The following is a 23352-nucleotide window of genomic DNA, read 5'->3' as shown; positions in this document are numbered from 1 at the left end:
AGTAGAGGCCCTGTTTTAATGCTTTAGTTTCTGTGTTCTTGTACTAATTCATCAGTTGCAACTGTTGGTTCAAAGTCATCAGGTAATGTTTCAGTTCTAACGACTAAAACGTCACATGAAGCATGACGTACAATAGCTTCAGATACTGATCCAATAATGAAACGTTCAACGGCGTTTAAACCTGTAGAACCAACAACGATTAAGTCAGCATTCGTATCTTTAACGATTTTTTTAGGAATTACTGATTTAGGAGAACCGTACTCGATGAGTTTAACAACGTCTTCAACACCATCAGAAATCGCTTTATTTTTGTAGCCTTCTAAAAGCTTGTCAGCAAAGTTTTTTGCACGTGTTGAAATTGTACGATCATAAGCTTCAACAGAAGCATAACTTCTTGTATCGATTACGTTAGTTACAATAAGACGCGCGTTAGATTGTTTTGCTAAGTTCACCGCTTTTTCAAATGCCCATTCTGCTTCATGAGAACCGTCGACTGCGATTAAAATGTTTTGGTAATTTTTCATGAATATTCCTCCTTAACTTCAGTACTCCATACCCTTTTTCTGTAATTAATAATCAGTAAAGAGTAGTACTGTCATATTTATTTTACCAAATTTACTAATGTATGGATAACAATTTTTTTACTTATTATGTTATGATGAAATTAAGAGGAAGTTGTTATAATCAATAAGAAAAGAGGTAATCAAATGATTATTGGAGTACCAAAGGAAACTAAAAACAACGAAAATCGTGTCGGACTAACACCAGATGCTGCGTATGCATTTGTTCAAGCAGGTCACGAAGTGCTTATTGAGAAAGATGCGGGACTTGGATCATTTTTCTCTAACGAAGAATATGAAGAAAAAGGCGCAAAAATCGTAGACTCTGCAAGTGAAGCATGGGACGTTGACATGGTGGTTAAAGTTAAAGAACCACTTGAACCGGAATTTGATTTGTTCAAAGAAAATCAAATTATCTTTACGTACTTCCACTTAGCACCAGAAGTAGAATTAACGAAAGCGTTAATTGACAAAAAAGTAACAGCAATCGCTTATGAAACAATTGTCGATCAATACGGTGGATTACCATTATTACAACCGATGAGTGAAGTTGCGGGACGTATGGCAACACAAGTTGCGGTTGAGAACCTAGTTGCGATTAAAGGTGGACGCGGTATTTTACTTTCAGGTGTCCCTGGAGTTGACCGTGGTAAAGTAACAATTATCGGTGGAGGTAACGCAGGTACGAACGCAGCTAAAATTGCAGTTGGACTCGGAGCGAAAGTTACAATTCTAGACCTAAACCCACACCGTTTAAGAGAGTTAGATGAGTTATTTGGAGACCAAGTTCAAACGTTAATGTCTACACCAATGAATATCAAAAAAGAAGTCGAATCAAGTGATGTTGTTATTGGTTCGGTATTAATTCCAGGTGCAAAAGCACCAGTGTTAGTCACTGAAGAAATGATTAAAAATATGGGTGACGGATCAGTGGTTGTCGATATTGCAATTGACCAAGGTGGTAACTTTGAAACATCTGACCGCATCACAACACATGATGACCCAACGTATGTGAAACATGGTGTAATTCACTACACTGTAGCGAACATGCCAGGTGCAGTGCCAAGAACTTCTACAATTGCTTTAACAAACTCAACATTACAATATGGACTTCAAATCGCAAACTTAGGTCCAGAAGAAGCAGCAAAACGTAACGCAGGACTTAAAGAAGGATTTAACGTCTATCAAGGTCACGTGACATATAAAGCAGTTGCAGAAGCACAAGATTTAGAATACGTTGAAATTGATTCATTAATCTAATATACAAGTAGATTTAAAAGGGATGAGTGCTAATAGCTCATCTCTTTTTTTAATAGAATTGACGACTGGAATAATTTCGATACGTTTTCTTGCGAACGATTTTAGTTGTGCAAGTGGTTTTAGCTCATTATAATTTTTAAAATCTAAATCTCTGACATCATACATTACTGCAGTCACGTTATGCTTAATTGCAATTTCTAAATTTTTAGATTGTAAAAAATAGGGGATATTTGAAAACGATGGACCGATAATCAAATGTTTTTGTTGAATAATTTTAGATAGTTCTCTTAGAAAATTTTCATCTAATTCATTTTTTACAATGCATTGATCAGTCACATATCCGTCAATATTTGGTGTTTCTTTTATCGTTTCGAAATGGATATTTTGAATGATAAATGGATCTATTTCATTAAAATAATTTAAGGACATTAACACCGTACTATTTTGGTGCATCATCTTATACATATTTGTAACGACTGGATTTGATTCTATTAAATCGTTTGTAAAGAAGACGAAATCTTTACTTTCACTAAAATTATTTATATTAAAAATTGTAGTCATAGTAACACCTCTCACATAATATAGCACAATATAATGATTAATTAAGTAAAAATTCGGTTATATAATTAGAGTAGATAATAAGGAGGAAATATAATGACACAAGTAACTTATCATGGACATTCTATCGTTCAATTTGAACATGACGGTGTTAAAGGGATTTTTGACCCGTATATTACCGGGAATGAGTTAACAGATTTAAAAGTAGAAGATGTTAAAGTAGATTATATTTTACTCACACACGCACATAATGACCACGTTGGAGATACTGTTGAAATTGCTAAAAATAATGACGCGACAGTCATTGCACCAGTTGAATTAGCAGGATATTTAGAAACTCAAGGCTTAAACACGGTCGGTATGAATATCGGCGGGGCAAAAGAGTACGATAATTTTAAAGTGAAATATGTTCAAGCGTTTCACTCATCAAGCTTTACAGATGATGATGGTAACGTTCATTACGGTGGTATGCCAACAGGTATTATATTAACACTCGGCGATAAAAAGATTTACCATGTCGGAGATACAGCAATCTTTAGTGACTTAAAACTTATCAGTGAGCTTAACGGAGAGTTTGATGTTGCATTTGTACCGATTGGTGACCACTTTACGATGGGAATTAGTGACGCGATTCATGCTACTGACCAACTAATTCAACCGCGAGTCGTAGTACCAGTCCATTACAATACGTTCCCACCAATTAAGCAAGATCCTGAAAACTTTAAACAAGCACTTGAAACAGAGTGCCAGATTTTAAAACCTGGTGAAGCGGTAGATTTTAAATAAGAGTATAAAGTAGTTATTTAAGGTGAGTGGACAACTTTATAATTATTATTTAACAATAATATAAATTTGAGACTGAAATTTGTTAAATAAAACAATATATTTAACAAAATTTAGTTTAATCATCCGAAATATGTTAAGTAAAAAATTATAATTAACAAAAACGAGTTTGAGTAATCGATATTTGTGAAATAAAGTTGATTAATTAACAAAAGATGAAACTTTTTGTTAAATAAATTTCGATAAGAAACTATAAATATATTAAATAACTTGCCTATAACTCTTAAAATATAAAACTCCCCTAAACTAGGCGCAATTCGGTGCCTTGGTTTAAGGGAGTTTTTAGGTTTAATTAAATAAATATTTACCAATGTCGAGTGGGTGGATGTTGTCTTCGCCTTTATACACGCGCATGTTTCCACCTGAAATTTCATCGATTAATAAAATGTCGCCAGTTTCTTTATCTTTACCGAATTCAAGCTTAATATCATAAAGTTCTAAGTCTTTTTTTAGTAGTTCTTCTTTAATGATATTTGAAATTTGAATTGTAAGTTGTTCAATTTTGTCGTACTCGTCGTTTGTTAGTAGTCCTAAAATGTCTAACGTTTCTTTTGAAGCGACTGGATCTTGTCGATCGTCATCTTTTAATGTAAATTCTACGATTGGTGAGTTTAATACTGTGCCGTTTTCTATGTATTTACCGTATCTTCTATAATAGCTTCCAACTGCAACGTAGCGACAAATAACCTCTAAGCCGTCACCGAAATTCTCAATTTCTTTTACGCGCATTTCTTTTTTATCTAAATCGCTTGAAAGATAATGTGTTGGAATGTTGTTGGCTTCTAAAGTTTTAAAGAAATGAGATGTCATTTCTAATCCTGCACGTCCAGATCCTTCGACTGTGAGGCCGACTTGGTTTTCACCCGGATCAAATACACCATCTTTACCAGTCATATCATCTTTAAAGTAAAGGACGATTTCACCGTTATCATCTTTAAACACATCTTTTGTTTTACCAGCATAAATACGTTCCATAACAAACTCCTTATAAATAAGTGATATATTTATCATATAAAAAAAAGATTGTATTGTCATTGTAAAATTAAAAAAAACCATCTAACTTTTGTTAGATGGTCATGCAAATTATTGTTTAGTTTTTTCGTATGCTTCATCTTCAATCGGTAAATTTTGTTTAAAGTATTTACGCGCTTTGTTGAAATGAGTGACGTTAATAATACCAAAAGTGATAAAAATTCCGCCAACTAAATACGTCACGACTGTTTGAAATTGTATGATGGAATTCATACCAAATACAATTAAAAATATACCAAACCAAAATCTAGCCATCGCATTATAATATGCCTTTCTTACGTCTCTTTTAGTACGTATTTGAAGCACTTTATAAAATAAAAATACAAAGAAACTTACAATTAATGCAGTAACTAGAGTAGTGATTAATAACTGAAAACCTGTACTCATTATTACAACTCCATTCTACTGTAGTATAATTGCTTAAAGAGAATATCACAACTATTACTGAGGTGTTTTTAATGTTTAATCAATTTTTAGAACAACTACGATCATTAAATGAATATAAAGATAATGTATTTAAACAGATCGAGGCCGCTGAGTCCATTGTTATTTTAAGACATATTCGACCGGACCCTGACGCTTTAGGTTCTCAATTATCATTAAAACAATATTTAAAAAATAAATATCCTGAAAAAGAAATCCGTGCGCTAGGTGTTTATGAAAACGAACTTAAATTTATGGGTGAATTAGATGATGGCGAAATTACTGAAAAAGATCTCGTCATTGTTTTAGACACAGCGAATGTTGAAAGAATCGATTATGACGGTGACTTTACAGTTGGTAAAGGTGTTATTAAAATCGATCACCATCCAAATATCGAACCATATGGTGACATTAATATTGTTGAACCGTCAGTCTCTTCAACGAGTGAGTTAATTTATATTCTTTTATCACTTGTAGATAGTCATTCAATCGATAAAACAGTACGCTCACTCGTTTATTTAGGGATTATTGGAGACACGGGACGATTTTTATATAACTCACATCCATCAACATATGAAGTGATGAGTGACATTGCAAGAGGAGAAGTCGATACAAATGGACTTCTTATGAAATTATACAAAAAATCATTAGAGGATTTTAAGTTCTCAGGATTTTTAATTAACAACTTTAACTTAACTGATAAAGGCGTTTTAAGCGTGTATGTGTCTGAAAAAGACCGCGAAGATTACGGAGTAGATGAAACAGCTGCCGCATTACAAGTGAACTTATTTAGAGACGTTGAAGACGTCAAGGTTTGGTTTATGGCATTAGAATCTGGTGATGAAATTAGAGTAAGATTACGTTCAAAAGATGTTGAGATTAATGACGTTGCTGCACATTTCGGTGGGGGTGGACACCCGCATGCGAGTGGAATTAGATTTAGAAGAAAAGAAGATTTAAACAAGTTAATCGAAAAATTAGAAGAAAAATTATAAAAGTTGAGGTGAAGTGAATGATCAATTTAAATGTGCATAGTAGTTACGAGTTTCTAAACAGCAATATTCAAATTGATCCACTTCTATATATTTTAAAAGAAGATAAGCAAACAAGTGTTGCGATAACAGACTTTAACTATATGCACGGGGCATATGAGTTTATCGAAAAAGCACAAAAAGAGAACATTAAACCAATCGTCGGTCTAGAAGTTGAAATTGAATCAAACTTTGAAAATGCGAACGTAGTTTTATATGCTAAAAACTTAGATGGCTTTCACTTTTTATCAAAATTATCTTCTCGAATTAGCTATAAACAAATAGACACGACACCATTATCATTTTTAAAAGATACCACGGGTTGTATCGCCGTATTAAAAAATGAAGATGGAATTGGTATCTTGAATGAAATTAATATCCCTAGAGAAGATAAATACGTTTCTCACAAATTAAATCACGATACGTATAAACGTGCATATATTTCTGAGAGTTATTACTATAAACAATTAGACGCGCCAGTAAAAACTATTTTAAATGCGATTCAAAAAAATGAAAAAATAAATTTAGACTATTTAAACGAATCAGAAGGTACATCTCACGTTAAGTTAAGAGAAGAAGTCAAAGAATTTGAAGGCTTTTTAGAAGTAAATAAAGAAATCGTCAGTAAATGCGAAATGTATATCCCAAAAGTTGAATTTACACTTCCAAAATTTACAAACGATTCGAGTGAGGAATTATTAAAAGAAGAATTAAAGAATGCGTTAAATAAAAAAATCAAAAATATCACGTCTAACTATACAAATCGTTTAAATAAAGAATATACGACGATTGTAGAAATGGGATATGCGGATTATTTTTTAATTGTTTCAGACCTCGTAAGATATTCAAAAAATAACGATATTTACGTCGGCCCAGGTCGCGGGTCGTCTGGAGCAAGTTTAGTTGCGTATTTACTCGATATTACTGATATCGATCCAATTGAATATGATTTACTTTTTGAAAGATTTTTAAATAAAGAACGCGTAACAATGCCAGATATTGATATTGACTTTGCGTCAGTAGATCGTCCGAAAGTACTCAAATATTTACAAGATAAATACGGTGAGATGCATGTAGCGAATATATTAACTTACAACAATATGACTGCTAAAAGTGCAGCACGAGAAATCGGAAGAATTTTTAATTTTACAGATAGTGAATTAAGAGAAGTTTCTAATATTATTGATGAAAACAATATGAATTTAGAAGATGCTTTTAATTCTCAGAGGTTTAACCATTTAATCGAAATTCACCCAAAATACAAGTCACTAAAGAAGTACGCATTAAAAATTGAAAACTTACCAAGAAATACGTCTATTCATGCAAGTGGTGTGTTACTTGGTAGAAATCCTTTAAATGAAGAAATACCGATTATGTTTACTAGTGATGGGATTAGTAGTCAGTGGCCGATGGCTGATTGTGAAAAAGTTGGGTTACTAAAAATCGATGTCTTGAGTTTACAAACACTGTCGCTAATTCGTTATATGAGTACACGTATTAAACATAAAAATCCAGGGTTTGATGTAAATAATATCCCGTTAAATGATGAAAAAACATTTAAGTTATTATCTTCTGGGTTAACAGCAGGGATTTTTCAGTTAGAATCTGAAGGTATTACGAGAGTGATTGAAAGATATAAACCGAATAGTTTGTTAGATCTTGCGCTCGTTTTAGCAATGTATCGTCCAGGACCAATGGAACAAATTGATCATATTATTCATATTAAACATGCTAATGCACCTATCCAATACCCACATGATGATTTAAAAGACATATTAAAAGATACGTATGGAGTCATGATCTTCCAAGAGCAAATTATGCAAACGACGCGTAAAATCGCTGGTTTCACGCTGCAAGAAGCGGATATTACTCGGCGTGCGATGTCAAAAAAGAACCGAGAAGAACTCATGAACGAAAAAACAAAATTCATCCAAGGTGCATTAAAAAATAATTACGATCAAAATGTGAGTGAAATACTTTTTAACTTAATTTTAAAGTTCGCAGACTATGGATTCCCAAAAAGTCATGCGTTAGTTTACTCAATTATTACGTATCGTATGGCATATATTAAAGCACATTACCCGAAAGAATTTTACTCGGTGATGTTACTCGAGCATAAAACAAAACCAGATAAATTAGAACGTACATTACAAGAATTAAAATTATTAAACATTAAATTGGTTAAACCTAGCATTCACAAGTCACTGTATCAAAATACAAGTGAAGGGAACGGAATTCGACTTGGTTTTTCAATGTTAAAAAGTATTTCAAAAGAATTAGCCGATAAGATTATAGAAGCACGTCAAGAACAGCCATTTGAAGATATTTATGAATTCATCTCACGGTTAAATGAATTCGGCATTCGTTTAACAGAAAAACAGGTTAATGCACTCATTTTATCTGGAAGTTTAGATGAGTTTAATCGTTCGAGAAAGTCACTTTTACAAGAATCTAAAAAAGCGTTAGATGCAGTCAAAGATGGAGTGAACCAAATTAATTTAATCGACATGGTTCTCGGGTTAACCCCCGTTCGATCTGAAGCAGATGTTGAAGAACTATCTCAAACTGAAAAAATTAATGGAGAAAAGGAAGTATTAGGATTCTTTATATCTGAACACCCGATAATTTTAAAACATCAAGATATACAGTACGTTCCTTTTCATTTACTCAGTAATAAAAACAAACGTGAACAAGGGATATTTCTCGTTTATATATTAGAAGTTCGTCAAATTCGTACGAAAAAAAATGAAGATATGGCTTACGTTAAAATTACAGATGGTCATACAGAGACGGATGCTGTGTTGTTTCCAAAAAATTATATTATAAACTTATCTAAACTCCAGCAAAATATGCTTGTTATTGATGGTGTGATGGATGAATATAAAAATAATAAACAACTTATTATCAATCGATTATATATGGTGGATGATTTTGTGAGAGATTATATTAAACATACTAAATATGTTGTTGTTCGTAATCATGAAACGAAAGATTTAACACATATACTCACTCATAATGGAATTCCTGTAATTGATATGAAAAAAAATCGCCTCGGATTTATAAATTACTCACAATTAGAATATTTATTTGATGCACTTGGGAAAGAGAATGTGCGCTTAATTCATTGAAATTGAATGATCGTTAAAGTCATGTTATTATCAGTGGTATGACCACTTAAAAATGGCAGGTAAAAAATGAATAATAAAACAAGATTTGAATATATTTTAATTGAGCTAGAAAAAATTATTCGCGAAAATAACATTAAACCTGGTGATCGTCTTCCAAGTGAACGTTATCTAAAAGATAAACTAAACGTTTCAAGACAGAGTGTTCGAGAAGCACTCCGTGCTTTAGAAATGCTCGGTGTTGTTCACGTAAAAATTGGTGAAGGCACGTATCTTGCTGATTTTAAAGATCACCGCTTATTTGATATTATCGGACAATTTTTAATTAAAACAGACGAACAGCGTGAGGAATTAAAAGAAATTAATCGGGTATTTGAAGATTATGTTAAAAGGGAATATCACGGCAATAAAAATGTTCAAGAACAGGATAATAAAATTCTTCGTGCGATATACACAATTATTAAAAAATATACCGATTAAACATAGAGTCGAGGAGAAGTTATGTTAAAAGATCTATTTTATAAGTTAAATAAAAAGACGAATGAGCCGACCAAAAAGGGGACTTATAAAGACTCAGAGCCGGTGATGACAAAATGTCCAAACTGTAAAAATTTACTTTTTACTAAAGAATTAATTCGAAACGTCCATGTGTGTCCGAAATGTGATTATCATTTTCCAGTCACAAGTGACGAGAGACTCGATGCGTTACTCGATAAAGACAGTAAGCAACTACTATTTACAAATATCACTTCTAAAAATCCATTAAACTTTCCTAATTATGTTTCAAAATTAGAAAATGATAAAAGAAAAACAGGTTTAAATGAAGCGCTTCGTGTCGCACACGGTAAAATTGACGGTAAAGAAGTCGTCGTTGCGGTCATGGATACGAGAGTTCGTATGGGGAGTATGGGAAGTGCAGTCGGTGAAATGCTCGCACAAGCATTTAATTATGCGACTGATCGAAATTTACCAGTTGTTGTATTTACAGCGAGTGGTGGTGCAAGAATGCAAGAAGGTATTTTATCGTTAATGCAAATGGCAAAAGTATCTGTTGCAGTGAAACGTCACTCAAATAAAGGATTATTATATGTTTCATATATGACGCATCCAACAACTGGTGGTGTTAGTGCATCATTTGCTTCAGTTGGCGATATTAACTTAGCAGAAAGTGGAGCACTCATCGGGTTTGCAGGTCGTAGAGTTATTGAAGAAACGATTAAAGAAAAACTACCGGATGATTTCCAAACTGCAGAATTTTTAATCGACCATGGTCAGTTGGATAAAGTTGTTAACCGAACTGAAATGAGATCACTACTCGCACAAATCTTACGTTTACACGAATAGAGGGATGGATTATGTCACGAAATTCTGAAGAAAGTATTGAACAGTTAGAAGCACGACGAAAAGAATTAGAAACTTATGAACAAAAAAACAATATCGATTTAAGTGATGATATTAATAAGATAAAAGCAAAAATAAATAAAAAAAGCACTCAACTTAGTCCTTGGGAGCAAGTAGAACTTGCGAGAACTTTAGAGCGTCCGACAACTTTAGAATATATTGAGAATATTTTCGATGACTTTATCGAGTTTTTTGGTGACCGAGTATACGGTGACGATAAAGCAATTGTCGGTGGTATTGCGAGTATTAACAATCAAGCGGTAACGGTCGTTGGTCATCAGCGCGGGATGACGACAAAAGAAAATATTAAACGTAATTTCGGTATGCCACATCCAGAAGGATATAGAAAAGCACTACGTTTAATGGAACAAGCTGAAAAGTTTAACCGACCGATTATTACTTTTATCGATACAAAAGGCGCCTATCCTGGTAAAGAAGCTGAAGAACGTGGACAAAGTGAAGCGATTGCTAAAAACCTAGTTGAGATGGCAGGTTTAAATGTACCGATTATTTCAATAGTCATTGGAGAAGGTGGATCTGGCGGTGCACTTGGATTAGGTGTTTGTGACCGTCTATATATGTTAGAGAATAGTACATATTCAGTGATATCTCCTGAAGGTGCAGCGAGTATACTATTTAAAGATGGATCGTTAAAAGCAGAAGCAGCAAAATCATTAAAATTAACCGCTTCAGACTTATATGATTTAAATGTTGCAGATAAAGTAATTAAAGAGCCGATTGGTGGCGCGCATATCGATAAAGAGGCTGTGTTTAAAGATACTAAAGAAACAATCTTAAACGGTTTAGATGAATTATCTCAATTCAATGAAGATGTTCTGATAGATTCACGTTTTGAAAAATATATGAATATCGGTGATTTTAAAATCGAAGAAAAATAATACAAATTTAACTCTCTTTTAAGTATGATACTTAGTAAGGGAGTATTTTTTTAGAAAGAGAGTGTAAAAGTGAAGCGTATTGCGGTATTAACAAGTGGTGGAGATGCACCAGGTATGAACGCAGCAGTCAGATCTGTTGTTCGTTCTAGTATAAATAGAGGTTTAGAAGTATATGGGATTTCTTACGGATATTTAGGGTTAATTCGTGGAGATATTAAAAAAATGTCATTATCTGACGTTGGTGATATTATTCAGCGCGGCGGAACGTCACTTCATTCTGCAAGATGTCCGGAATTTAAAGATGAATCTGTCCAAGAAATAGCGGTAAAAATCTTAAAAGAATATCACATTGAAGGATTAGTTGTGATCGGTGGAGATGGTACTTTTAGAGGAGCGACGGCATTAGAAAATCATGGTATTAAAACTATTGCGATTCCAGCGACAATTGATAATGATATACCGATTACAGAAAGTTCAATTGGGTTTGACTCTGCATTAAATACAGTGATTGAAGCGGTTGATAGAATTAGAGACACCGCTACGAGTCATGAACGTACATTTATTATCGAAGTAATGGGTAGAGATAGTGGAATGCTCGCATTATATAGTGGATTAGGAAGTGGTGCAGAATCTGTATTAATACCTGAAGAACCATATGATTTCGAAAAAATCACATCTAAAATTAAACGAGGTATGGAAAGAGGAAAAGCTCACTCAATTATTTTAGTAGCTGAAGGTGTTATGTCAGCAGAAGAATGTAGTAAACTATTAAGTAAAGAATTAGATATTGAGACGAGAATTAGTGTTCTCGGTCACATTCAACGAGGAGGTCGACCTTCGGCAAAAGATAGAATACTCGCGTCAAGATTTGGACACGAAGCAGTTACATTACTTTTAAATGACTATTCGGGTGAGATGGTTTACCTTAAAAATAATACGATTTCGCACGTATCATACGATACCGTGTTAAGTGAAAAAAAGGAATTAGATACTTCACTCATTGAAATTATAAATGAGTTATCTATATAGGAGGATATTATGCGTAATACAAAAATAGTATGTACAATTGGACCAGCTTCAGAAAGTGAAGAAATGTTAGAAAAATTAATGCGTGCAGGTATGAATGTTGCTCGACTAAACTTTTCTCACGGAGACCATGAAGAACATTTAGCGAGAATTAAATCGATTCGTAACGTTGCAAAACGTTTAGACAAACATATCGGAATTTTACTCGATACTAAAGGGCCAGAAATTAGAACACATAATATGAAAGATGGTGTCGTTCATTTAGAGAAAAATCAAGAATTAGACGTTCATATGAATGAAGTGCTCGGCGATAACACACACATTTCAATTACTTATAGTGGGTTAATTCATGACGTTAAAGAGGGCGACGAAATCTTAATTGATGATGGTATTATTACACTTAAAATTACGAGTATTGATCTAGAAAAAGAAGTTATTCGTACAATCGTTTTAAATGAAGGTGAAGTTAAAAATAAAAAAGGGGTCAACGTCCCTCAAGTTAAAGTTAACTTACCATCTATGACTGATAAGGACGAAAGAGATATTCTATTTGGAATTGAACATGAAGTTGATTTTATTGCGCCGTCATTTATTCGTAAAAAAGATGACGTTTTACAAATTCGTCAATTACTTGAAGAAAACAGTGCTGAATATATTAAAATTATCCCTAAAATTGAAAACCAAGAAGGGATCGATAATATTGGTGACATTTTACTCGTCTCTGACGGACTAATGGTTGCGCGCGGGGACCTAGGTGTTGAAATTCCAACTGAATCTGTTCCAATTGCTCAAAAGGAATTAATAAAAAAATGTAATCATGCGGGTAAACCAGTCATCACAGCGACACAAATGCTAGATTCAATGCAACACAACCCGAGATGTACACGTGCTGAAGCAAGTGACGTTGCAAACGCAATTTTCGACGGTAGTGATGCAGTAATGCTTTCAGGTGAAACAGCGGCTGGAGAATATCCTGCTGAAGCTGTAATGACGATGGCAGATATCGCACAATCAAGTGAAACTGCACAAAATTATAAAGCATTATTAACAGAACGTACGAAATATCAAGATCCAACTGTCACGACAGCGATTGGTGTTGCAGCAGCACATACGGCATTAAACTTAAACTGTAAAGCAATCGTCGCTGCAACAGAATCTGGTCATACGGCGAATATGATTTCTAAACATCGTCCGCAATGTGACATCGTTGCAGTTACTCCGTATGAACATGTCGCAAGACAACTTTGTCTTGTATGGGGCGTTCATCCAGTTGTTAAAGGTGGCTTAAATAATACAGACGAAGTATTAAACGGCTCAGTCCAAAGTGTTGTTGAAAAAGGAATCGTTAATGAAGGTGACTTAATCATTATTACTGCTGGTGTACCAACTGGTCAGGCAGGTACGACAAACTTAATGAAACTTCACGTTGTCGGAGACACATTAATAAACGCTCAAGGTATCGGAAAACATACTGGGTATGGAGAAGTTGTACTTGCTAAAACATATGAAGAGTTATCTAAAGTTGATACGACGAATAAAATTGTCGTATTAGAGAAAGTCGACGGTATGATGACACCACTACTCGTTAAAGCAGCAGGACTGATTACTGTTGAAGGTGGTTTAACAAGCCCAGGTGCGATTATTGGATTAAACTTAGATTTACCGACGATTGTTGGCGCTAAAGATGCTTTTGAAGTGTTAAAACCAGGTATGAATGTCACTGTTGATAGCGAACAGCATGTCGTTTATAGTGGACATGCAGATGTTCTATAGTTAAGGAGATAGTTATGAAAAAGATTCTAGTTAGTTTGTTAGCATCATCAGTTTTACTGAGTGCATGTAGTAATGATGCTGAGGATGCGCAAAAAACAGAAGTGAAACAAGAAAAGTCTATGACGACAGAGACAATTATTAATGACTCTATCGATCAAAATAATGATGTTTTATCGTATGAAGAACACGGGACTTTATCTATCGATGATAATGAGGCATTAGAGTTCTTTGTGACGATGGATAATGATGAAAATGTAAAATTCGAAGTTGATAATAATGAATCGGTCTATACTTTTTATGATGTAGATAGTGAGAAAAAAGAAGTGCAAAACGGTAAACTTGAAGATACAGATACTGAATTAAATGCACTGAATTATATTGAAATTATTGAAAGTTTAAAAGACTTACCTGAAGGTGAGTTAACGACTGAAGATGATTTATACGTTCTCACATATAATGTATTAGAAGTTGAAGATTTAAGTGCAATTAGTAATAATTTATCATCGTATCTTGAAGAGTATGATACTGAAGAATTGTCACTTATACTAAAATTTAATAGCGATTATCAATTAGTTGAAGCTCACGTTGACGGAGTTTTCTCTGAAGACGATGAATCATATAATGTTCAAGGAGACGTTAACTTCAACGATATTAATAATATAGATACAATCGATATGCCAAACAGAGAGTAGATAATACTCTCTGTTTTTATTTATAAATAAAACTTATTGATTTTTATAAGAAACTTAACTTTTAGTTATAATTCTTATATTAAATTAAATTTTATTTTTAAAGCTTTATAGAACAGTGTTGTAGTAGTTTTTTGATTATTTAATCACAAAGAAAGTTGATTTTTATGTTCAGCAGGTAAGTAAAATGTTTGTTATAATAAAAACAATAAAACGTTTTCAGATATAAGGGGAGGTTATTTTATGCCTGAAAAGAATTCTGGCTTAGAAGGTGTAGTAATTGGAGAGTCAAGAATTAGTTCCATCATTGGAACTCAATTAACGTATGCTGGGTATGAGATTGATGATTTAGCTGAAAATGCTCAGTTTGAAGAAGTGATTTACTTATTATGGAATGATCGCTTACCAAACGAAGAAGAATTAGCTAAATTTAAAGATGATTTATATGAGTATATGTATATCTCTCAAGATAAAGAGGAAGTATTTAAGCAGTTTGCTCAAAACGGAGATCACCCAATGGCATCTCTACGTACAGCGGTTTCTTATTTAGGAATTTTTGATGAAGAAGCTGATACATTAACTGAAGAAGCAAACTGGAACAAAGCACTTCGTATTCAAGGGGCAATGCCAGCACTAGTTGCGAACTTTGAACGCTTTAGAAACGGCTTAGAAACAATAAAACCGAAAAGAGAATATAGTTTTGCGAAGAACTTCTTGTATATGCTTTACGGTGAAGAACCGACTGATATTCAAGTTGAAGCGATGGAAAAAGCACTGATTCTTCATGCTGACCACGAAATTAACGCTTCTACATTCACTGCACGTGTTTGTGTAGCAACATTATCTGACTTATACTCAGGAACAGTTGCAGCAATCGGTGCTTTAAAAGGACCATTACACGGTGGAGCGAATGAACAAGTAATGAATATGTTATCTGAAATTGGAAGTTTAGATAATGTTGATGAATATATTAATCGAAAAATTGAAAACAAAGAAAAAATTATGGGGATCGGTCACCGCGTATATAAAGAAGGGGACCCTCGTGCAAAATACCTTAAAGATATGTCACGTAAATTAACTGAAGAAAATGGTCAACCAGAACTTTACGAAATGTCAGTTCGTATTGCTGAATTAGTAGAAAAAGAAAAAGGTTTACTTCCAAACGTAGACTTCTTCAGTGCGTCTGTGTATCATTCTATGGGTATTCCACACGACTTATTTACACCGATCTTCGCAGTGAGCCGTGCATCGGGCTGGATTGCGCATATGTTAGAGCAATACGAAAATAACCGACTCATCCGTCCACGTGCAGAATACGCTGGTTATACTAATAGAAAATATGAACCAATCGAAAATAGAAAGTAAGGAGAATCATTCATGGCAGAAAAAATTACTTTAGAAAATGGTGTACTAAACGTACCTAACCACCCAGTCATTCCATTTATCGAAGGAGATGGAATTGGTCAAGACATCTGGCCAGCAGCTAAAAAAGTCATCGATAGTGCTGTAGAAAAAGCATATAACGGTGAAAAGAAAATTGAATGGCTTGAAGTTTTTGCTGGTCAAAAAGCATACGATAAAACAGGCGAATGGTTACCACAAGACACGCTCGATAAAATTAACGAGTACTTAATCGCAATTAAAGGACCACTAACAACACCAATCGGTGGAGGTATTCGTTCATTAAACGTTGCATTAAGACAACAACTTGATTTATACGTATGCTTACGTCCGGTTAGACACTATAGCGGTGTGCCGTCACCGGTTAAAAATCCTGAGGAAGTTGATATGGCAATCTTCCGTGAAAACACTGAAGATATTTACGCAGGTATCGAATTCGAATCAGGCAGTGATGAAGTTAAAAAAATTATTAACTTCTTACAAGATGAGATGGGTGTACAAAATATTCGCTTCCCAGAATCATCAGCAATCGGTGTAAAACCAGTTTCTAAAGAAGGATCTGAACGTTTAATTAAAGCGGCGATTGACTATGCGATCGAGCACAATAAACCAACAGTTACACTCGTTCATAAAGGTAACATCATGAAGTTCACTGAAGGTGGATTCAAAAAATGGGGCTATGAACTAGCTGAAAGAGAATATGGCGATAAAGTATTTACTTGGGGTGAATACGATAGAATCGTAGAAAAAGAAGGTAAAGAAGCTGCGAACAAAGCTCAAGAAGAAGCTGAAAAAGCAGGTAAGATTATCGTTAAAGACTCTATCGCAGATATTTTCTTACAACAAATTCTTTTAAATCCACTAGACCATACAGTTGTAGCTACGATGAACCTAAACGGAGACTACATTTCTGATGCACTTGCAGCACAAGTCGGTGGAGTAGGTATAGCACCAGGTGCAAATATCAACTACAACACAGGACATGCGATCTTTGAAGCAACACATGGTACTGCACCAAAATACGCTGGTTTAGACGTTGTAAACCCGTCATCAGTTATTTTATCTGCAGTACTTATGTTAGAGCACCTTGGTTGGCAAGAAGCAGCGGACTTAATTAATAAATCGATGGAAACAACTATCGCTAATAAAACAGTCACATACGACTTCGCGAGATTAATGGATAACGCGTCGGAAGTTAAAACTTCTGAATTCGGCGACTTACTTGTTGAAAACATGCAATAGTAAATGAATAGAACCACTGAGGTGGTTCTATTTTTTATTTTTATCTTATATAATTAATAAGACTATATTTAAAGGAGAATCATAATGAAAGACGAAACGATGAATGATTTAACATTACTGGGTAATCAAAACGTACAATATCCAACTACTTACGATACAAGTGTGTTAGAAACATTTGATAATAGCCATAGAGAAATGGATTATATGGTGAAGTTTAACTGTCCAGAATTTACAACACTATGTCCGATGACAAATCAACCAGATTTCGCAACAATTTATATTAGTTATATACCAGATATTAAAATGGTTGAAAGTAAATCATTAAAATTATATTTATTTAGTTATAGAAATCACGGTGGATTCCATGAATCCGCAGTAAATATGATTATGAAAGATTTAATTGAGTTAATGGATCCGAAGTATATTGAAGTTTGGGGTAAATTCACACCGCGCGGTGGTATTTCAATAGATCCTTATGCAAATTATGGTAAACCAGGGACTAAGTTTGAAAAAATGGCTGAAAAACGTCTCTTTGAACATGATATGTACCCTGAAAAAATTGATAATAGATAGGAAGTTTATATGTCTAAAGCATTAATTGTATTTAGTGGTGGGCAAGATAGCACAACATGTTTAGCATATGCACTTAAACACTACGATGAAGTAGAAACAATTACGTTTCACTATAACCAAAGACACGCTGAAGAGGTTGAAATTGCACAAAAGATTGCAAAAGATTTTAACGTAAAAAACATTGTTGTCGATGTGTCGTTAATTAATGATTTAACAGAAAATGCGTTAACGAGAGATATCGATATTGAAAGCAGCGGTGACGTGCCGAATACATTTGTGCCAGGTCGCAACATATTATTTTTTAATATCGCAAGTATCGCAGCGTATCAAATTGGTGCAGATACGATTGTGACTGGAGTAAGTGATACAGATTATAGCGGTTATCCGGATTGTAGAAATGAATTTGTTGTCGCTTTAGAAGAGGCAATTCGTTTAGGTTTAGATCGTCATATTAAAATTGACACACCACTTATGGATAAGGATAAAAGTGAAGTGTGGGAAATGGCTGATGATTTAGATGTGTTTCAATATATAAAAGAAGAGACATTAACGTGTTATAACGGTATTAAAGGAAGCGGATGTGGTGAATGTCCAGCTTGCATACTTAGAAATGAAGGTTTAAAGCAATATGAAAGAAAAAAATCTAATTAGGGTTATTATTTATTTATTAACAATTATCGGCGCTAACGTCGTCACAGCGCGCTACGGAACGTTTCAACTCGGTGTATTTTTAATTCCGTTTGGATCGTTTTTTATTGGGTTAACACTCGTTATGAGAGACATGGTTCAAAACGTGTATGGACGTAAAAAAACATATGGCTTTATTGCGCTCGCGTTAATTTTATCTGCAGTTTCAAGTCGTGTACTTGGAGATCCGTTATGGATTGTAATGGCAAGTACAGTAACGTTTTTAATTTCTGAAACAATTGATACTGAGATTTATACACGTTTTAAAATCCCGTTTATTAGACGCGTGATGTACTCAGGCGTTGCGTCAGGTTTTTTAGATAGTGCATTATTTGTGATTATTGGTATTTCTCCATTTGGTATGGGCTTTATAGAATGGAGTGACGTACCATATGCGATATTAGGTCAATGGATGATCAAAGTTTTAATGCAATTAGTTGTCGCCGGAAGTATTCGACAAATTGTTATGAAACTCGGCATTTATGAGCCTAATATCTCTGACGTTAGGTAAAGAGAACTATTTATTGAAATATACTGTCTTTTCTGACAAAATAAGATAGACACATATTAAGATGGAGGATTTTGCATGGAAAACGTAAATAAAAAGGGTGGGATGTTCCAAAGGTTTCTTGACTTCGTTGAGAAATCAGGAAATAAGTTGCCACACCCAGTGACTCTGTTTTTCCTTCTCGCAGTATTAACTTTAGTCGATTCTGCGATTTTATCTGCGATTGGAATTTCAGTCGTACATCCCGGAGATCAAAATGAAATAATTGAAGTCAACAACCTACTAAGTAAAGACGGTATTACATATATATTTGAAAGCATGGTAGATAACTTCATTAACTTCGCGCCTTTAGGCGTAGTACTGACTACGATGCTAGGAATCGGTATCGCTGAACGTTCAGGGTTAATTTCAGCAGCGTTAAGAGGATTTATTTTAGCGATTCCAAAGTCTTTAATCACTGCAGGGTTAGTATTTGCAGGAATTATGTCATCACTAGCGAGTGACGCAGGATACGTTGTATTACCACCACTTGGGGCAGTAATTTTCTTAGCTCTTGGTAGACATCCAATCGCAGGACTTGCGGCAGCATTTGCAGGGGTTTCTGCAGGATTTAGTGCAAACTTATTACTTAGTGGTACTGACGCAATGCTCGCGGAATTATCAATGGATGCGGCAATGATGATAGACCCAGCGTATGTTGAAACAATGAACGTGGCAATGAACTATTACTTCATTGCAGCGAGTGTATTTGTATTAACGATAGTTGGTTGGTTCGTGTCAGATAAAATTGTCGAACCACGACTTGGTACATATGACAGTAAGTATTTAAATACTGATGATTCAGAGGATATGCATGCGTTAAATAATTTAGAGAAAAAAGGATTACTTTACGCATTTATTTCAATTATTGTTTCAGTATTACTTGTTTCTTTACTCGTTGCATTCCCATTCTCACCAATGCGTGGAGATGAAGGTAGTTACATGGATCAAATTATCCAGTCACCGTTCATGTCAAGCTTAGTACCAATCATTGCGATTTTATTCTTTATCCCTGGTCTCGTTTATGGTCTTGTAACGAAAACGATTAAAGGTGAAAAAGATGTTGCGCATCAGTTAACAGATACGATGAACACAATGGGTACAATTATTGTACTCGCGTTTACCGCAGGTCAATTTGTTGCGTACTTTGCTGAAAGTAACATCGGTATGGTCATTGGTGTATACGGTGCAGAATTATTAGAAAGTTTAAATCTTAAAGGAATTCCTTTAATTATCGGATTCGTTTTAGTAACAGCATTTATTAACTTATTCATTGGTAGTGCATCAGCAAAATGGGCAATGATGGCGCCAATATTCGTGCCAATATTAATGCAACTTGGATACTCTCCAGAGTTAACAACAATGGCTTATCGTATCGCAGATTCAAGTACAAATATCATCACACCATTAATGACGTACTTCGCGGTTATTATTGCGTTTGCGAATAAATATGTAAAAGATATCGGTGTCGGAACATTAATATCAATAATGTTACCGTACTCAATATTCTTCTTAATTACATGGTTAATATTCTTAATCGGCTGGATGCTTCTTGGTTTACCACTAGGACCAAACGCGCCGATTATATATCCATAAAAACACGTCTTCGGACGTGTTTTTTAATTTGGAAAGAAAGTAACCGACTTGTATAATGAAACTAATCACTCATAGAGGAGACGAACTATGGATAAGTTAATTTTAATAGATGGTAATAGTTTAGCGTTCCGTGCATTTTATGGACTACCACTTTTAAGTAACCAAAGTGGACTGCATACGAATGCTATTTTTGGATTTCAAAAAATATTAGATAAAATTATTCGTGAAGAAGATCCCACACACTTTTTAATTGCATTTGATGCAGGTAAAAAGACATTTAGACACGAAAAATACGGAGAGTATAAAGGTGGGCGTCAAAAGACACCGCCAGAATTAGGTGAACAGTTTGCGCCGATTCGTAAATTGATTGATGCGTATGGTATTAAACGATATGAAGTAGAGAACTACGAAGCGGATGATATTATCGGTTCGTTGTCTAAATTAGCAGATGAAAACGGTATGGAGACAATCATTATTACTGGCGACCGTGACTTGACTCAACTCGCAAGTGATCACGTGACGATTTACTTTACGAAAAAAGGAGTCACTCAAATCGATAAATATACACCAGAGTTTATTGAAGAAGAGTATGGCCTTCGCCCAGAACAAATCATTGATATGAAAGGATTATGGGGGGATACGTCAGATAATATTCCTGGTGTCCCAGGTATCGGTGAAAAGACTGCGATTAAATTACTTAAAAAATATGATTCAGTCGAAGGTGTCTATGAAAATATTGAAGAGTTAAAAGGGAAACAACGTGAGAATTTAGAGAACTTTAAAGATGATGCGTTAATGTCTAAAGAACTTGCAACAATTTATAGAGACATGACGTTTGACTTTAATTTAGATGATTTAAAACTACCACCTGAAGATTTAGATGCCAAAATTAAAGTATTTAAAGAATTTGAATTTAACTCGTTACTTGAAAATTTAAATGAAGCACCAGTTAACGATGCGACGACTTTTGAAACAAAGAGAGTCGGTAGTTTATCAGAACTCGGTAAAAACGTCTCACTATATTTTGAAAGTGAACATGCAAACTACTTATTAAATAAGCCAGCAGTACTCGCAGTGACTGACGGAGAAAATAGCTTTGTGACAAATATCGAAGATATAGACACCGAGTCACTTAAAGAGTTTTTAACAACTAGAGATACAGTCAATACGTATGATTTAAAACGACAAATAGCATTTTTAAATCAATTAGACGTTACTTTTACTAATTTTACTGGTGATATTATGCTTGGGTCATTTTTACTTGATCCAGGTAAAAAAATCGTAGACGTATCGACGACAGTCGAAACTTTTAATATTCAAATTGATAGCGACGAATCACATTATGGTAAAGGTCGCAATAAGAAAAATCCTACAATTGAAGAAACGAAAGATTTTACTGAAACAAAAACACTCGCGATTCATCACGCGTTAAAACCACTCGAAAAGAAACTTAAAGACGATGAGATGTACGATTTATTCAAAGAATTAGAAATTCCTTTATCTAAAGTGTTATCGGCTATGGAGATTAAAGGGATTACTGTTGATTTAGATACGTTAAAAGAAATGGAAACAGAACTTGAAGAACGTTTAAACCATTTAAAAAGTGAAATTTACAAAATTGCTGGAGAAGAGTTTAATATAAACTCACCGAAACAACTCGGAGTTGTATTATTCGAACATCTAGAATTACCAGTAATTAAGAAAACAAAAACAGGATACTCTACAGCGGCAGATGTACTTGAAACACTTCGTCCTAAGCATAAAATTATTGAATATATTTTAGAGTATCGTGAAATTCAAAAACTACAATCGACATACGTTGTCGGTCTACAAGGACAAATTCACGAAGATGGTCGAATTCATACGAGATTTAACCAAACACTTGCTCAAACTGGACGTCTTTCAAGTGTCGAACCGAACCTACAAAATATCCCAATTCGTTTAGAAGAAGGACGTAAAATTAGAAAAGCGTTCGTTCCAAAAAGTGAAGATAACGTTCTTTTATCACTCGACTATTCGCAAATTGAGTTAAGAGTACTCGCGTCAATTTCTAAAGATGAAAAAATGATTCAAGCATTTAATGAAGGTAAAGATATTCACACAATTACAGCAGCCAACGTTTATAATGTTGAACCAAGTGAAGTGACGAGTACGATGCGTTCGAATGCAAAAGCAGTTAACTTCGGTATTGTTTACGGCATTTCTGATTACGGATTATCTCAACAACTTGGAATTACACGTAAAGAAGCCAAAGAATTTATCGATACGTATCTCGATACGTTTGTTAACGTTAAAGAGTATATGAAATATATCGTTCAAGATGCAAAGCGTGACGGTTACGTGTCGACGTTACTCGGTCGAAGACGTTACGTTCCGGACATTAATTCACGTAACTTTAACGCGAGAAGCTTTTCAGAACGTATCGCTATGAATTCACCAATTCAAGGAACAGCTGCAGATATTATTAAACTTGCGATGGTTAACTACTTTGAAAGTGAGAAAAAAGAAAAATTCGACGCAGAGTTATTGTTACAAATTCACGACGAACTAGTCTTTGATATTCCAAAAATAGAGGTTGAAGACTTTATAGAAGTCATTAAAGAAATTATGGAACATGCATTAGAAATTGAAGTTCCGTTAAAGGTTGAGTATGAATACGGTCCAAATTGGTACACAATGGAGTAGA

General features: G+C 34.3%; 21 protein-coding genes. 17 read left to right on the top strand and 4 right to left on the bottom strand.

Features of this window, described 5'->3' with window-relative positions; all coding sequences use genetic code 11:
- Positions 1–23 precede the first annotated feature (23 nt).
- Positions 24–524, bottom strand: coding sequence for a universal stress protein (locus KPF49_RS04925; protein WP_183672711.1), 501 nt, complete (start codon positions 522–524; stop codon positions 24–26).
- Between the two features lie 183 nt (positions 525–707).
- On the opposite strand from KPF49_RS04925, the gene ald reads away from it, so the two are divergent.
- Complete coding sequence (gene ald / locus KPF49_RS04920) at positions 708–1820, top strand: alanine dehydrogenase (RefSeq protein WP_183672712.1); 1113 nt, start codon at positions 708–710, stop codon at positions 1818–1820.
- Here the strand turns inward: ald and KPF49_RS04915 are convergent.
- Positions 1812–2381: a hypothetical protein gene (locus KPF49_RS04915; protein ID WP_183672713.1), complete on the bottom strand. Its 570-nt coding sequence runs from the start codon at positions 2379–2381 to the stop codon at positions 1812–1814. The two genes, ald and KPF49_RS04915, sit on opposite strands and share 9 nt — an antisense overlap.
- Before the next feature lie 93 nt (positions 2382–2474).
- On the opposite strand from KPF49_RS04915, the gene KPF49_RS04910 reads away from it, so the two are divergent.
- Positions 2475–3164, top strand: a complete 690-nt coding sequence (locus tag KPF49_RS04910; protein WP_183672714.1) for a metal-dependent hydrolase — start codon at positions 2475–2477, stop codon at positions 3162–3164.
- Between the two features lie 345 nt (positions 3165–3509).
- Here KPF49_RS04910 and KPF49_RS04905 read toward each other — a convergent pair whose 3' ends face one another.
- Together KPF49_RS04905 and KPF49_RS04900 are read right to left on the bottom strand one after the other, a co-directional pair.
- Entirely contained in the window at positions 3510–4196 is a 687-nt protein-coding gene (locus tag KPF49_RS04905) for a phosphoribosylaminoimidazolesuccinocarboxamide synthase (RefSeq protein ID WP_183672715.1), read from the bottom strand.
- A gap of 108 nt (positions 4197–4304) precedes the next feature.
- Positions 4305–4640, bottom strand: coding sequence for a YtpI family protein (locus tag KPF49_RS04900; RefSeq protein ID WP_183672716.1), 336 nt, complete (start codon positions 4638–4640; stop codon positions 4305–4307).
- A 71-nt stretch (positions 4641–4711) separates the two neighbouring features.
- Here KPF49_RS04900 and KPF49_RS04895 point away from each other — a divergent pair, with 71 nt between their 5' ends.
- From KPF49_RS04895 to polA, 15 genes are all read left to right on the top strand, one after another.
- Positions 4712–5671, top strand: coding sequence for a DHH family phosphoesterase (locus KPF49_RS04895; protein ID WP_183672717.1), 960 nt, complete (start codon positions 4712–4714; stop codon positions 5669–5671).
- Positions 5672–5688: 17 nt separating this feature from the next.
- A complete protein-coding gene (dnaE, locus tag KPF49_RS04890) occupies positions 5689–8835 on the top strand; it encodes a DNA polymerase III subunit alpha (protein ID WP_183672718.1) in 3147 nt (1048 codons plus the stop codon).
- A gap of 66 nt (positions 8836–8901) precedes the next feature.
- Positions 8902–9312, top strand: a complete 411-nt coding sequence (locus KPF49_RS04885) for a FadR/GntR family transcriptional regulator (protein WP_183672719.1) — start codon at positions 8902–8904, stop codon at positions 9310–9312.
- 21 nt (positions 9313–9333) lie between these two features.
- A complete protein-coding gene (gene accD / locus KPF49_RS04880) occupies positions 9334–10176 on the top strand; it encodes an acetyl-CoA carboxylase, carboxyltransferase subunit beta (protein WP_183672720.1) in 843 nt (280 codons plus the stop codon).
- An 11-nt stretch (positions 10177–10187) separates the two neighbouring features.
- Complete coding sequence (locus KPF49_RS04875) at positions 10188–11132, top strand: acetyl-CoA carboxylase carboxyltransferase subunit alpha (RefSeq protein WP_183672721.1); 945 nt, start codon at positions 10188–10190, stop codon at positions 11130–11132.
- Between the two features lie 69 nt (positions 11133–11201).
- Positions 11202–12161, top strand: coding sequence for a 6-phosphofructokinase (gene pfkA / locus KPF49_RS04870; RefSeq protein WP_183672722.1), 960 nt, complete (start codon positions 11202–11204; stop codon positions 12159–12161).
- 9 nt (positions 12162–12170) lie between these two features.
- Complete coding sequence (pyk, locus tag KPF49_RS04865) at positions 12171–13931, top strand: pyruvate kinase (protein ID WP_183672723.1); 1761 nt, start codon at positions 12171–12173, stop codon at positions 13929–13931.
- Between the two features lie 14 nt (positions 13932–13945).
- Positions 13946–14623: a hypothetical protein gene (locus tag KPF49_RS04860; RefSeq protein ID WP_183672724.1), complete on the top strand. Its 678-nt coding sequence runs from the start codon at positions 13946–13948 to the stop codon at positions 14621–14623.
- A gap of 240 nt (positions 14624–14863) precedes the next feature.
- The gene (gene citZ, locus KPF49_RS04855) at positions 14864–15985 is read left to right on the top strand and encodes a citrate synthase (RefSeq protein ID WP_183672725.1); all 1122 of its coding nucleotides are present in this window, start codon (positions 14864–14866) and stop codon (positions 15983–15985) included.
- Positions 15986–15997: 12 nt separating this feature from the next.
- Positions 15998–17263 (top strand): NADP-dependent isocitrate dehydrogenase, encoded by a 1266-nt coding sequence (icd, locus tag KPF49_RS04850; protein WP_183672726.1) that lies wholly within the window; start codon positions 15998–16000, stop codon positions 17261–17263.
- Between the two features lie 84 nt (positions 17264–17347).
- On the top strand, positions 17348–17836 hold the full coding sequence (gene queF, locus KPF49_RS04845; protein WP_183672727.1) for a preQ(1) synthase: 489 nt from the start codon (positions 17348–17350) through the stop codon (positions 17834–17836).
- Between the two features lie 9 nt (positions 17837–17845).
- Positions 17846–18487, top strand: coding sequence for a 7-cyano-7-deazaguanine synthase QueC (gene queC, locus KPF49_RS04840; RefSeq protein WP_183672728.1), 642 nt, complete (start codon positions 17846–17848; stop codon positions 18485–18487).
- Entirely contained in the window at positions 18465–19034 is a 570-nt protein-coding gene (locus KPF49_RS04835) for a VUT family protein (protein ID WP_221265200.1), read from the top strand. The genes queC and KPF49_RS04835 overlap by 23 nt, the downstream gene beginning before the upstream one ends.
- 75 nt (positions 19035–19109) lie before the next feature.
- Positions 19110–20666, top strand: a complete 1557-nt coding sequence (locus tag KPF49_RS04830; protein WP_183672729.1) for an AbgT family transporter — start codon at positions 19110–19112, stop codon at positions 20664–20666.
- An 87-nt stretch (positions 20667–20753) separates the two neighbouring features.
- Positions 20754–23351, top strand: a complete 2598-nt coding sequence (polA, locus tag KPF49_RS04825; protein WP_183672730.1) for a DNA polymerase I — start codon at positions 20754–20756, stop codon at positions 23349–23351.
- Position 23352: the final 1 nt, after the last annotated feature.

This window comes from Nosocomiicoccus ampullae (assembly GCF_019357495.1).
Lineage (GTDB): Bacteria > Bacillota > Bacilli > Staphylococcales > Salinicoccaceae > Nosocomiicoccus > Nosocomiicoccus ampullae.
This window is presented reverse-complemented; position numbering and strand designations above follow the sequence as displayed.